Source organism: Paenibacillus profundus (genome assembly GCF_021369635.1).
GTDB lineage: Bacteria > Bacillota > Bacilli > Paenibacillales > Paenibacillaceae > Paenibacillus_B > Paenibacillus_B profundus.
In genome coordinates this window covers 137,865-150,827 of the sequence record NZ_JAJNBZ010000012.1, presented here as the reverse complement: position 1 = coordinate 150,827, position 12,963 = coordinate 137,865, and the positions used below count along the sequence as shown (strand labels likewise).

Genomic DNA, 12,963 nt, shown 5'->3' with positions numbered 1-12,963 from the left:
AAATAAACCAACGATTTTTGTTTTTTACACTGTCTACTTGACAGGGAGCACTTCAAGTTCCCACGGCTCTTTCTGTACTACTTTATTGAATACTCACTCACTTCAAACGTTAAAATCTTATCGAAAATGACATAGTCTTTACGGCTGCTGAAAGGCCCTTTGTTATTGTTGTGTTTGTTAATGGCATATGATGCTGTTCCTGTACCGGATTGCTTATTCTCATACCAGGTGATGAAGGCATTAACTTCTTCCATGCTTAAATCGAATTCTTTTTCTAAGCCAGTTGACATTGTAACGACAAGTATTGCTCTTTCACCTTTGGGTGTAGGATCAGGATTTTCCGGTTTTTCTGGAGGCACTTCTGAACCAAACACGTTAAATTCCCTTACTGGCGTATTCGCAAGATAAGTTCCTGATTTAAGAATTACTTTCTTAACCTCGGGAAGCGGAGAATCTAAATAGATTTTCTGTCCATAGAAGTTGGGAAAGGAAATTGTACGGATTATTGTATTATTATTATCAAGGAATTCAAGAGATAATGCAGCTAAATCAAAGTATGGATCGAGTGATATATCTGCTTTTACTTGAAAAGCATTTATTTCAGTTGGTTCGGCAAATTCATAATTAATTTGGGATTTTTTTGTTTTGTCAACATTACTATTTCTATCATTATTTTCTATCGAGAATAATGTACTAGTCTGTCCATCGGTGACATCTGTTGTTGTCCCAAGATTTACTCCGTATGTGTTACTTATTGTTAATGGCTTATGGTCTAATAATCCACCCAGGTATGTAGGCTCCGGATTTGGATCATCAAACAGCTCAAACTCGAATACGGTTGTAAAACCAGTATCAGAACCATTTCTAATAACAACTTTCTTAACTCCGTTAATAGGGTTCTCTAGATAAGTTTTATGACCAGTATACGTAGGAATAGTAAATGATTCTATTATCTCATCAGATGTATCATGAAATTCAAAAACTAATCTGTTTCGATTTTCGCTGGTTGTGATTTCAGACTTTAACTGATATGCTGTAATCGTTTTTGCTTCTAAAAAAGTGAATGATAGCCCATTTTGTTGGCTCGAGTTATTGTTTGCCGCTAGAACCTCAGAACTTGTAAGATCACCATCAGTTATATTTGATGTCACGCCGATCTTAGTTCCAGTTGAATTAATAGTGTCCATTTCTTTGCCATTTAACAATCCGTCTGGATATGCAAAAGAAAATGGTGCAGGTATTATTAAAAATGCCAAGATAGAAACTAAGAACATTGATAATGCCTTTTTATTCATGTTGACCCTCCTAAGTTGTTGTCAGGTTTTATATCGGCCTTCTTCTTAAAGAAAATTAGCCACTTTTGAGTATTTACGTGCATGCCCACGATTTCCTAATCTCAGTCCAGTCTCCAATTACTTAGTATTCCGTATTTAAAAAATAGCTCGGTTATTTCTTCGGGGGCAGGGACTCGGCATGACGTGGTTAGCGGCTGATTATATTCGTTCCCCAATATTTCGTAACTTTGTTGGAATTAAAGCAAATGAAAGAATCGTTGGTGTGGTGTTTATCGGATAATTCGATAAAATCCTGAAAGCGAAATCCCGCACGTTAGCGGAGAAGAAACTGAACAAACATAATGGTGTAACGTATTTTTTTGAGGCTGCCCATTGGTGGACGAAGCCTACAATTTAACAGAGCCCCACGCTGCGATAATCGCCAGCGCGAGGCTCTTTATGATCCAATATTGTTAGACGTTCTAACTGGAAGAGGTTACTTACTGTTCTTATTCGAGAATATCGGTATTGAAAGGGCTGCATGTTTTGTATTACAATACAATTAATGATAATCATTATCACCCATTTGAGAAAGGACATGTTTGAGATGTAGTGGGTGAAAGTCATCCAACACTATCAATTATCGGAAGGTTTTTAGTTCAACTTATATAGTAAGAAAAATCGATGAGGGGGAAGAGCGCATCATGAATTCATTATATCCGATTTTGACTGTCGCTTTAATGATTGCAGGAGGTTTTTGTTTATGGCTGGCGCTGGCTCATGATCTGCGTTTCAGGAAGTGGAAGAGAAGCGAATCGCTAGAATGAGGCGCTTGGACACAACGATGATTTCTCCTATTAAGGGCCTTACAAACGGCTCTTCGTATTATTAGGTCAGCCAGAGATTTCTGGTTGGCCTATTTTCATAGGTGTCTTATGATGGCGATAGCCGGGAGAACGTACGGCTCTTAGGGGCGCGGACCCCGTCAAAAAAACTGTTCTCTCACTATCCCCAATGACCATGTTTGAGCTGGTTGAGGCTATGACCTCGTATCACAAGCGAAGCTATGGGTTTGGAACCATCTTGGGAGCGCCGGCTGAATTTACATCAGGAGGAGATGACATGGGACCGGTTATCGGCTTAGATGTATCGAAAGGGACAAGTGTGATTCAAGCGTTTCTTAAACGCAATGAGGTTTTTGGAAAATCGGAAGCTATAAAGCATACTGAATCAGGGTTCAGACGGCTGGGAAACGTAATACACGAGCTTAAAGAACGTACAGGAGAAGAACCCGTTGTCATTCTCGAGGCAACTGGTCATTATCACCGTGTCGTGGTGGCGTATTTGACGACCAACGGAATCAAACATCTCATTATCAATCCTCTTCTGTCGAAACGTGCAAAGAATGCACAGCTTCGAAAGGTAAAGACAGATGCGGCGGATGCTTGGCATTTAGCCGAGCTGTACTATCGCGGCGATGTGCGCCCGCATCGAAGCTGGGACGAGTGTTATATGGAGCTTCAGCATGTGACCCGGCAGGACGAATTCGTAACGTCGCTTTATGTGCAGGCAAAGCTCAATATGCGATCGCTATTGATCAGGTATTTCCGGCCTATGAGGAAGTGTTCTACGATTTGTATTCCGTTACAGCACTAACGACGTTGCAAGTCTGTTTATCTGGTCGAACGCAAGGGTGGGAGGAAGCGATTCGTAAGAGTGCAGGGAAATCGCGCTCCAAATCTTGGATTCGCATGAAAGTTGAGTTGCTGGACATCATTTATCAACAATGGTTCAGGGGAAAAAGGAGTGTGGCTCAAACCCAGATGCTGCAAAGCATGGTGTCATTACTTCTCTCCATGCAGGAACAACTTCAAGCGATTGAGGAACAGATGCAACGACTGGCTGAAGCTTTTCCAGAAGTTGAACTTCTAAAGAGTATTCCGGGCGTAGGCGATAAGCTAGCGGCAACTATTGTATCAGAAATTGGAGATGCTCAGCAATTTGATGATCCCAAGCAACTCGTAGCGTTTGCGGGGTTAGATCCGGGTGTGCATAGTTCGGGGCAATTTGTGGCCACAAGCAACCGGATAACAAAGCGAGGCTCCAAACGCTTACGTCGAGCGTTATATCTGGCAGTTCAATGTGGATTAAGACGTGGCACGAACCCGAAGCTAAAGGGATATTATGATAAGAAAAGACAAGAGGGCAAACCCTACAAGGTGACGGTGATTGCTTGCGCCAACAAGCTATTGCATCACATTTACGCCATCTTGAGAAAGGGCCAGCCCTACCAAACATAAACCATAATTAACCAAAATCCTCCACGCCAATGGAGGTTATTTGGTGTGCATAGAAAATTATATCAGCATCCCACCGTCAAGCCAAGACATTAGGGCTTGACAAACATTAGCTGGTTTTTTTGATTTCACCGGATAAAAGACATCATCAAACATAACGCATACCTAAAGAAAATGTATTATGATAACACATATAGCGGAAGGGAATAATTCATTAGTTACGTTTTTCCATTCGAACTTGCTTTTTTGGAGGGCATGGGAGTGAAGAAGAGGCTAAAACTATTTATAAAAATAGTGATATATGCGGCTCTATCGATTGTTCTCATTCTCTTTGCTTTATTGTGCATCTTTCAAATCGTTTTTATTTTGGGTTTGTGGTACCGGGATTACTTTATGTGAGAAGCTAATGTTGAAAGTTGAAAAGCTTCTATTATAATAGGAAGCGAAAATTCGCCTTGGCTAAGTGGCAGATTGCAGGCATTAAAATGAAAGAGGCTGGGGGCATAGCCCCCAGCATTTCATAATGGCTCCCTTGTTGCTTACGACGGCAAGACATGCAAGACATAGCCTCCCCGTTACAGCCATTCGTTGAATTTGCGAATGTACCATTTTTTGACCAGTTGAGTCAGCACGCAATAGCACAGCAACGTTCCCACCAGCCATGGGAAATATTCCATTGGCAGCGGCTGCAAGCCGAGACTCGCGCCAAAGCCCGAGAACGGGACAAAAATACCCGCGATCATAATGGCACAGGTCAGCAATAACACAGGCATGCTGGCTCTGCTCTGGATGAATGGAATTTTCTCGGTACGAATCATATGCACGATCAGTGTCTGCGATAGGAGCCCTTCGATAAACCAACCGGAATGGAACAACGTCTGCTGATCGATTGAATTGGCTGAGAAGATGTACCACATCAAGGCGTAGGTAGTGATATCAAAAATGGAACTGATTGGGCCAATGAATATCATAAATCTGCTGACAGACTTCGAGTCCCATTTCCGAGGTTTGCGTAAATACTCCTTATCCATATGGTCCCAAGGAATGGAGAGCTGGGAAATATCATAGAATAAATTTTGAATCAGCAGATGAATCGGCAGCATTGGCAGAAATGGGAGAAAGGCGCTTGCGACCAGTACGCTGAATACGTTGCCGAAGTTCGAACTTGCGGTCATTTTAATATATTTGATCATGTTTCCGAATGTTTTACGGCCTTCGATTACGCCGCGTTCCAGTACCATCAAGCTTTTTTCCAGCAATATGATGTCTGCCGATTCCTTGGAAATATCGACAGCCGTATCTACGGAAATACCGACATCCGCTTCTTTGAGCGACACTGCATCATTAATGCCATCGCCCATAAATCCGACTGTGTGCCCTTTGCTTTTCAAGACACGGACGATTCGCGCCTTTTGCAGTGGATTCACTTTGGCAAAGACATTAGTGCTTTCGGCGACATCGGCCAACTGTTGATCCGTTAATCGTTCTATCTCACTTCCAAGCACGATATCACTGATAGTAAGCCCGACATCTTTACATACTTTGCGGGTAACCGCCGCGTTATCTCCGGTAATGATTTTTACTTCCACACCGCTGTCTTTCAGGGCCCGAATGGCCTCCCGCGCCGTTTCTTTCGGCGGATCAAGGAAGCCGATATATCCGGCCAGTACGAGCTCCTGTTCGTCTTTTACGCCATACGGTTCGTCCGTTGCCGCCATTTGCTTAATGGCTACGGCGATGACTCGCAAGCCGTCCATGTTCAAGCTGTTGACCAATCGTTGCGCCCGGTCGGCTCGTTCTGGCGTGAGGGGGACGATCTGCCCGTTGTCGGACACATGCGAACAAATGCTCAGAACTTCCTCCATAGCTCCTTTGCAGATGAGCAGATGTCCGTTGCCCCGTTTCTCCAGTACGACGGACATGCGGCGGCGGTTGAAGTCGAACGGAATCTCATCGAATTTCGAATAGTTATTCTCTGCGCCCAACACATCCGACAGTTCCGCATGCTCCAGAACCGCCACATCCAGCAAGTTTTTCAACCCGGTCTGGTGGTAGCTGTTCAGATAAGCATATTCCAACACTTGATTATCTTCTTCGCCATTGATGTCCAGATGACGTTCCAAAATAATTTTGTCCTGGGTCAAAGTGCCGGTTTTGTCCGTACATAAGATGTCCATGGCACCGAAGTTCTGAATTGAATTGAGCCGTTTAACGACCACTTTGTTCCGCGCCATAATCGATGCGCCTTTGGCAAGATTGCCAGCCACGACAACCGGCAGCATTTCCGGCGTAAGGCCGACCGCAACGGATAAGCCGAAGAACAGCGCGTCCATCCAATCTCCTTTTGTGAACCCGTTGATAAGAAATATAATGGGAACCATAATGAGCATGAAGCGAATAAGCACGAAGGTAACGCTCTTGACGCCTTTGTCGAAGCTCGTAAGCGGCGGCTTGCCGATTAAGGTGCTGGCCATTGAACCGAAGTAGGTATGGTCACCCGTCGACACGACGACAGCGGAGGCTGAACCACTGATTACATTCGTGCCCATATAGCACATATTGTTCAGTTCCAGCGCATTGGTGGGCGTCAGTTGGTTGCGATTGCGAGCCAACTTCGAGGCGCCGCGCGGCAGCGTATCCAGCTTCTCCACAGGCATCGCTTCACCGGTCAAAGCGGATTCTCCGACAAACAGATCCTTCGAGTGAACGAGTCTGACATCTGCCGGCACCATGTCGCCTGCGGAGAGATGGATGATATCACCGGGGACGAGCAGTTCCAGATCAATTTCTTTGCGCTTAGCTTGACGGTTCACCGTTGCTGTCGTTTTGACCATCTCTTTCAGCTTCTCGGCGGTGCGTGCGGAACGAAATTCTTGTGTGAATGTAATGATGACACTAACGGTAACCATGGTTGTAATAATGACGACGGCTTCGATATCATCATCGACGATATATGAGAATAAGGCCAAGGAAAGCAGGATGAGAATAAACGGGTTTTTGAAGCAGGCAAGCAATTGGACATACCATGCTGGTGTTTTCTCGTGCGCCACTTGATTTTTCCCGTATTGTACCAGTCTCTTGTTGGCTTCTATGTCCGTGAGCCCCCCAGAACTTGTGCCAAGCTCTTCCAACAAATCCTCTTCGTGGACGATGGAAGCTTGGATTAAACGTTCCGCGATCTCGCGGTTTTGCTTTTCTTTATCTTTCGTTGGTTTGTTCATTATTCTAACTCCTCTCTACACAACACGCGTTTTCGATTGAAAGCGCCTGTTCCACTTCACTTCAAAATGAACGCAAAAAAGCTCTCCCTGTTGGAGGGAGAGCGAGTGTTCCGAGCATTCACCATGGGCTTGCATGTCTCAACTGCACATACTTAAATACACCCGCCTGCATCTGCAGTTTGAATGGAAATAAAAGTATGGGAAACACGCAAGAGCATGACAAAGCCAGCTCTCCTTCAGTACAGGATATCGGTTGAACTTACATAATCGGCTGGTTGGTCCACTGTCCAAGGATGTTCCCCCCTCTGCAAAATAAAAACCCTCCAGGAGACCTAGAGGGTTAGAAACGCACGCAAAAAAGCTTCCGGATCCCCCTAGTCGAGTTTTGGCACTATACAACGTAAAGAGATGCAATGTCTCTTAGCCACCTTAAGAAAAGCCTTAATCCGGCAGTTCCTGTTCTACCCATGGGCATCTTTCGATATTTCTGGGCAGTGGCCTCTGTTTGTATAGGAGCCTCACCTAACGAGGACTTATTTAATTCCTTGTCATCTTAAGTCTTATATTTTCGTTTGTCAAGCTGTAATTTTGTTCGAGGGGATGCCGCTGCTGTGTATGCGGTTCGGTAAATATGAGAAAAATGGGCATAACAAAGCAGTTTGTTAGGATTGACAATTGGATGATCAGGAAGTACGATTTCCTTGTCAGTATTTTACTATTTTGTGTGCAACAAAGGGGGTATGCACCATGGACAGTAGTGACAGTCGACAATCGCAATCAAAACTACTCATAACAAGGAGCGGGGAGGATAAGCGCTCGCATGGTGCTGCCATCAGCAGATAATCAGGTTGGGAACAGCAAGCTGATTGTCTTCTCCCCAGAAAGGGGAAATACCAAATGACCTACTCTACGTATGGAAGACACGTCGTGGCTGACTTATGGGAAGTTGATTTTGACCGGATTAATAATGCTGAATTTTTACAGAACCAACTGATCGAAGCCGCAGAAAAATGTGGAGCAACCGTGTTGTCCGTGTCGGAACAGCAATTTGAGCCCCAAGGGGCTACCGTACTTTTGTTATTGTCAGAGAGCCATCTCTCGATTCATACGTATCCGGAAAAAGGGTTCGCAGCTTTGGATTGTTACACCTGCGGGGACAAGGTTGATCCTGAAGTAGCCATTCACTATTTACTGTCTGTGCTCAAGCCTAAAACGTATGATGTGAAGAAGCTAATCCGGGGAGTCGGAGAAATGATAGAAGAATCGCCAGCGATAATTTCGATGCAGACACCTATTGACAACATGATTCATCTGAAGTAGAATCCAGAATGCTTGCAGGATTTATATTTGTTGGAAAGGGGGAATATGTTAATGGATAGCAGCCCGGGCCGAAATGTCATGTTTTCAGTCTGTTCATTTGCTGTGAAGAGGAAGAACTCTGTTCTTTTGCCGCTCCCATGTTCCCCGTGTTTGGATGTTCACCGATCCCGTCAAGCAGGATGGGTCTGTTCAAGCAGGTTTATTTGACATGCGAGCCACACAAGGACATTGCTAGCTCTCCCTTTCCGGGAGAGCTTTTTTTGATCTATAGAGAGGTGATAGCGTTGACTATGGAAATAGTGCTTAAGCTGGGAATTGCTTTATTCTTTGGAATGCTCATCGGAATCGATAGACAAATTAAACAAAAACAATTGGGATTAAGGCCTAGTATGATCATCTGTATCGCCAGCTGTCTGCTCACCATCGTTTCGATTGAAGCATTCGGCAAATTTGGCGGTGCGGATCACCCGAATATGGATCCGATGCGATTGGCCGCGCAGATTGTAAGCGGAGTCGGGTTCATTGGGGCGGGTGTCATTTTGCGAAGAAGCAACGAGGTTATTTCGGGCCTGACCTCTGCGGCGCTTATATGGTCAGCTTCGGCGCTTGGCATTGCGATCGGGGCAGGGTTCTATGCGGAAGCGGCATGTGGCGTCATCCTGATGATTGCGGCTGTTAATGTCGTGCCCTACCTCATCAAATCAATTGGACCGGCAAGGCTGAATCGGTACGATGTCGCCGTCAAGATTGTAGTGGAATCCAATTTGCGCATGACTGAATTAATCAAGATGCTCGAACGTAAAGGTCAGTTTGGCCATACCAAAAAAGATGAATTCAAAATACGGCATTTAAAGCTTAAGGATCTCGATAACGAACGACAGCTCATCGATTTGGTGCTGTCCGTGCCGGAAAGTCAGTATACGACGGAAATATATTATTACATTAAGAAAGTGGACCATGTGTTAAAGGTAGATGTCGAGAATTTGTGATGTCAAGCGGAAGGCATAAACATTTTGGATGAAAGGAGTCTTGTATGATGATTAGGCTAAATGAATATCAATTCAAGGAAGAATATACGTACTATATATTACAGTCGTTGAAAGTAGGGAAGAAGGAAAACTTTCGCAGAGATTTCCTGAATATGCACTCCATGGATCAGGTGAACTTGTTTATGGAGCTCGATGAGACAAAACGCTTGCGAGCCTATTCCTTCTTGTCTCCAGCTGAATTTGGGCATATTTTCGCTGAGCTTCATCCGCTGCAGCAAAAAAAATACATTCTGGAGCTCGATCATCAGTATGCTATAACGATGCTGAATGAGCTTCCTTCGGATAATGCCACTCATTTTATCGGGCTGCTGTCGAACAAAGAGGTTTTCTCTGGAGCGTAATTCGCAAGTCATATCCGTCTCCACGGATGCGAATGAAGTGGAAAGCTAGACTCGTGGAATTATATGGCATATACTTGTTTCTAGCAGCATGAAAGGGTTTCGTTCTTTCTATCATCGTATATGATAGGTGCGAGAATCAACAAGAATTTCATGTACAGGATACAGAAGCATAAGAAGAAGGCAATATCGAAACCGTGTGAGGTGATTGGGTTGGAAATTCACATGAAAACGGTCACACCGATCTTTCGTATATTTAACGTAGAGAAAGCGAAAGAGTTTTATATTGATTTTCTGGAATTCAAGGTGGATTGGGAGCATCGATATGAGCCTGATCTTCCTTTATACATGCAAGTTTCGAGCGGTGAATGTGTCATTCATCTGTCAGAGCATTATGGAGATTGTTGTCCCGGCTCCGCTATCCGTATTGCTGTTGCTAACATTGAATACCTGCACGAACGACTCACAACAAAGCAATATAAACATGCTCGTCCTGGCTTGGATCATGATGATAAGTCATTGTCTATTACGGATCCCTTTGGCAATCGTCTTCATTTTTTTGAGCCCCAACCATAACCATGACCTGGCATTAGAAACCCGTACCCGCTGCTGCTATTCTAGAGGCTGTTGTGCGGGTTTCTTTCTACCTGTGGAAGGAGAATATTACATGAAGCAATTCGATGTTGAAATTAGAGCGGCAGCAGAAAGCGAATGGGACCAAGTCTGGAACCTGCTTGAGCGTAGAGGAGCAACCGATGCCAAGGAATTAGCCGAATCCCGATTTTTATCCATTGTTCAGAATAGACAGCATTATTTGCCTATCGCGGCTGTAGATCAAAAGCTTGTAGGGTATGGCTGGGTGCAAAATTATGGGCCGCATTTGCGCTCGGGACAACAGCTATTCCGATTGCATGACCTTTTTGTGCTCGAACCATACAGGAAGAATCGAATCGCCGCCGCTCTTTTTGAGAGTATGAAAGAATGGTCACAGCATAACGGAGCATCGTGGTTGCAATGGAACGCAAATCCCATATCGACGAGTTTTTATTTGCGCTTAGGTTATCAACCCATTCCAGAGGAAGATGAAGGATTTCCTTTCTTTGAAATCGAGTTTGCAGCGAAATAGAACAGCGAGACTTGGAGCTGATATCCAACGAAGGACAGAAGAACTTTGTAGATTGAAGTGGTGCAGGGCAGCAGCTGCCATTCGCTTACAGACGTAAAAAGCACATCGTTTCTAGAATGAAATCAAGGTGGTGTGTCTCCATGAAACGTATCTATCTGATTAGGCATTGCCAGGCCGCAGGACAAGAGCCAGAGGCTCCGTTGACAACGGAGGGAGTAAGGCAAGCGAAGGAACTAAGAGACTTTCTTGCTCACCGAGGTATTGAACGAATCGTTGCAAGTCCTTATTTGAGAGCGGTTTCAACAATCCGTCCCTTAGCTGAATTGCTGCAAATCTCCGTCCATACGGATGCCAGACTTCAGGAACGAGTGCTATGTTCATATGACATGATTGATTGGCTTGATAAATTAAAGGAGACCTATGCGGATATAGATTTGAAGTATGAAGGCGGAGAATCGTCGCGGGAGGCGATGAATCGGGGGCTTGAAGTCATTGATGAAGCACTTGAAAGTACCAAACACAATATTGCGATCGTAACCCACGGAAATTTGATGTCGCTGCTGCTGAATCATTTCACGAATGATTTTGGATTCGAAGAGTGGGAGCGGCTGACCAACCCGGACGTGTATGAGCTTCATATATTCAAAGAGAACGATAACATCACTGTAAGCCGAATCTGGTTGTAATACGAGCCTCTGCATATGCATCATACGGGTCCTGATAATCCTCGTTCGATTCAGTTCGGACGAGCGTATGGGCAGTCCATGGAACAGGATAATTTCATCAATGCTGACAACGACAAATTGTGCGAAGTCGATGCTCCTCGTGAGCTGTATTCGACAGTTCGGGATTTGCATTTATGGTGTGAAGCCTTATTCAGCGATCGAATTCTGTCTCGCAGTTCCATGGACCAAATGTTTACCCCATACCATAGCGTCAGCTTTGATCCATCATTGAAATATGGATACGGTTGGTTTTTGGGCCGCGACTTTCGATTAATCGGTGGAGGAACTCCAGGTTTTCGATCGGAGATTTGGCAATATCCTGATGAGAACTTGCACGTCATCATGCTGTGGAATTATGAAAAAGTAGACTCTCACAAGTTGTTTCATACGATTAAGCCATACATTCGATAAGCCGATGAGCGTAATTAAATGATACGAACACCAATCATAATAAAAAGACAATAACCCCGTATAAGCTTCTGTTGGTTAGCAGAATCTCGTATGGGGTCCTATTCGTATCTTCTTATTTTTGGTAGGTATTATATGGTATATTGCATAGTAGAATTAACCATGGCAGACAGTGACAAGCGCCACCTGAAAAGAGGGAATGATGTTGAAGCAGTTTATGATCGGTCAGTACGGAGGTTTTGATGATAAAAAGTTCAAACGAGATTTCAAATTAGGATTTCATGGAATTGAAGCGTGTCTAATGGGGCATGAGGAAGATGTGGAATGCTTACAGGATGCGGCCAACCGGGAAGGGTTTCATTTCGGCGTCCATTTTCCGTTGCGATCGGGATACGCGAAATTGAGGGATGCGTTGTTTTTGTCTCCGAACGATACGGAACGGGAGCAAGCCTATCGGTATATTCAACAAGAGTTGGATTATATGACTTCGGTCAACCCCGATTACGTGTTATTTCATTATCCGAAGCCCGTAATTCTCGATGATCGGGTGGATTGGAGTCTGTGGCGCTTCACGGATGAAACCGAGTATGTGTATGAGAGTAAATATTCATTCGCGGAGTTTTCCGAGAAGAGTGAGCTATTATTTGCATGGTTGTCGGACAAAAGCGAGGAGTATCGATTTACACCGGTGCTTGAATTTGACGGTTTGAATAAATATATATACGAGACGGACTTTCTTGAATGCTTATTGGATAGGTATCCCAGAATTAGATTGTGCCTGGATACGGCCAGATTGCATTTACAGGATGAAACGGATCCGCATTTCGATGCTAAGCTCGTTATACATAAATTCACCAAGTATGCCCATATCATTCATTTGAGTAATGCGCAAGTTGCTGCCGACGGGATTCAGAACAGACATTACCCGGTATTGCCTGAATTGCGTCCGGAGGAGGGCTGGGCGCCAATAGCGGAGTATTTGCGAATCGTTCGACAGGAAAATCGAAATGTAAAAATTTTGTTCGAACATCGTTCTGATCGAATCAGTGACGAGCAGTTGGAAAGATGCTATGCATGGGTAGATGAGCTATTGAACAGCTAGTGCACGACGGCTAAATTAGCTAGAGTTACTCTATCCTGTCCGGAGAAGATATGTCCTTTCCGCATCCTTTTAACCACTCGCAGAACGCAGTCCAACGTCACGA

Annotated in this window: 11 protein-coding genes, 1 pseudogene and 1 riboswitch; of the genes and pseudogenes, 10 read left to right on the top strand and 2 right to left on the bottom strand. The window is 44.4% G+C overall.

The window, feature by feature from the left end; genetic code table 11:
- Positions 1–77 precede the first annotated feature (77 nt).
- Positions 78–1,295 (bottom strand): hypothetical protein, encoded by a 1,218-nt coding sequence (locus LQV63_RS16030; protein WP_233697479.1) that lies wholly within the window; start codon positions 1,293–1,295, stop codon positions 78–80.
- 683 nt (positions 1,296–1,978) lie between these two features.
- Between LQV63_RS16030 and LQV63_RS31455 the strand changes: the two genes are divergently transcribed.
- Both LQV63_RS31455 and LQV63_RS32350 read left to right on the top strand, forming a co-directional pair.
- Complete coding sequence (locus LQV63_RS31455; RefSeq protein WP_267934070.1) at positions 1,979–2,101, top strand: hypothetical protein; 123 nt, start codon at positions 1,979–1,981, stop codon at positions 2,099–2,101.
- A 295-nt stretch (positions 2,102–2,396) separates the two neighbouring features.
- Positions 2,397–3,574 (top strand): annotated as a pseudogene (locus tag LQV63_RS32350) (IS110 family RNA-guided transposase).
- A gap of 572 nt (positions 3,575–4,146) precedes the next feature.
- On the opposite strand, the gene mgtA reads toward LQV63_RS32350, so the two are convergent.
- Positions 4,147–6,792 (bottom strand): magnesium-translocating P-type ATPase, encoded by a 2,646-nt coding sequence (gene mgtA / locus LQV63_RS16015; protein ID WP_233697476.1) that lies wholly within the window; start codon positions 6,790–6,792, stop codon positions 4,147–4,149.
- Between the two features lie 364 nt (positions 6,793–7,156).
- A riboswitch (M-box (ykoK) riboswitch) is annotated at positions 7,157–7,329 on the bottom strand.
- A gap of 360 nt (positions 7,330–7,689) precedes the next feature.
- Here mgtA and speD point away from each other — a divergent pair.
- The 8 genes from speD (at position 7,690) to LQV63_RS15975 (ending at position 12,860) form a co-directional block, all read left to right on the top strand.
- Positions 7,690–8,112 carry an adenosylmethionine decarboxylase gene (gene speD, locus LQV63_RS16010; protein ID WP_019424481.1) on the top strand — a complete coding sequence of 141 codons (423 nt, stop codon included), beginning with the start codon at positions 7,690–7,692 and terminating at the stop codon, positions 8,110–8,112.
- 290 nt (positions 8,113–8,402) lie between these two features.
- Entirely contained in the window at positions 8,403–9,101 is a 699-nt protein-coding gene (locus tag LQV63_RS16005) for an MgtC/SapB family protein (protein WP_233697491.1), read from the top strand.
- Between the two features lie 44 nt (positions 9,102–9,145).
- Positions 9,146–9,502 (top strand): magnesium transporter MgtE N-terminal domain-containing protein, encoded by a 357-nt coding sequence (locus tag LQV63_RS16000; protein WP_233697475.1) that lies wholly within the window; start codon positions 9,146–9,148, stop codon positions 9,500–9,502.
- A 222-nt stretch (positions 9,503–9,724) separates the two neighbouring features.
- Entirely contained in the window at positions 9,725–10,075 is a 351-nt protein-coding gene (locus LQV63_RS15995) for a glyoxalase superfamily protein (RefSeq protein WP_233697474.1), read from the top strand.
- A 91-nt stretch (positions 10,076–10,166) separates the two neighbouring features.
- Positions 10,167–10,625, top strand: a complete 459-nt coding sequence (locus LQV63_RS15990) for a GNAT family N-acetyltransferase (protein WP_233697473.1) — start codon at positions 10,167–10,169, stop codon at positions 10,623–10,625.
- Between the two features lie 140 nt (positions 10,626–10,765).
- A complete protein-coding gene (locus LQV63_RS15985; RefSeq protein WP_233697472.1) occupies positions 10,766–11,311 on the top strand; it encodes a histidine phosphatase family protein in 546 nt (181 codons plus the stop codon).
- A gap of 15 nt (positions 11,312–11,326) precedes the next feature.
- Positions 11,327–11,761, top strand: coding sequence for a serine hydrolase (locus tag LQV63_RS15980; protein WP_233697471.1), 435 nt, complete (start codon positions 11,327–11,329; stop codon positions 11,759–11,761).
- A 199-nt stretch (positions 11,762–11,960) separates the two neighbouring features.
- Positions 11,961–12,860 carry a TIM barrel protein gene (locus LQV63_RS15975; RefSeq protein ID WP_233697470.1) on the top strand — a complete coding sequence of 300 codons (900 nt, stop codon included), beginning with the start codon at positions 11,961–11,963 and terminating at the stop codon, positions 12,858–12,860.
- Positions 12,861–12,963 lie beyond the last annotated feature (103 nt).

Excerpts from the sequence above, each read along its gene's own strand:
- LQV63_RS16030 (WP_233697479.1), bottom strand. The coding sequence starts at position 1,295 with ATGAATAAAAAGGCATTATCAATGTTCTTAGTTTCTATCTTGGCATTT.
- LQV63_RS31455 (WP_267934070.1), top strand. The coding sequence starts at position 1,979 with ATGAATTCATTATATCCGATTTTGACTGTCGCTTTAATGATTGCAGGA.
- mgtA (WP_233697476.1), bottom strand. The coding sequence starts at position 6,792 with ATGAACAAACCAACGAAAGATAAAGAAAAGCAAAACCGCGAGATCGCG.
- speD (WP_019424481.1), top strand. The coding sequence starts at position 7,690 with ATGACCTACTCTACGTATGGAAGACACGTCGTGGCTGACTTATGGGAA.
- LQV63_RS16005 (WP_233697491.1), top strand. The coding sequence starts at position 8,403 with ATGGAAATAGTGCTTAAGCTGGGAATTGCTTTATTCTTTGGAATGCTC.
- LQV63_RS16000 (WP_233697475.1), top strand. The coding sequence starts at position 9,146 with ATGATGATTAGGCTAAATGAATATCAATTCAAGGAAGAATATACGTAC.
- LQV63_RS15995 (WP_233697474.1), top strand. The coding sequence starts at position 9,725 with ATGAAAACGGTCACACCGATCTTTCGTATATTTAACGTAGAGAAAGCG.
- LQV63_RS15990 (WP_233697473.1), top strand. The coding sequence starts at position 10,167 with ATGAAGCAATTCGATGTTGAAATTAGAGCGGCAGCAGAAAGCGAATGG.
- LQV63_RS15985 (WP_233697472.1), top strand. The coding sequence starts at position 10,766 with ATGAAACGTATCTATCTGATTAGGCATTGCCAGGCCGCAGGACAAGAG.
- LQV63_RS15980 (WP_233697471.1), top strand. The coding sequence starts at position 11,327 with ATGCATCATACGGGTCCTGATAATCCTCGTTCGATTCAGTTCGGACGA.
- LQV63_RS15975 (WP_233697470.1), top strand. The coding sequence starts at position 11,961 with ATGTTGAAGCAGTTTATGATCGGTCAGTACGGAGGTTTTGATGATAAA.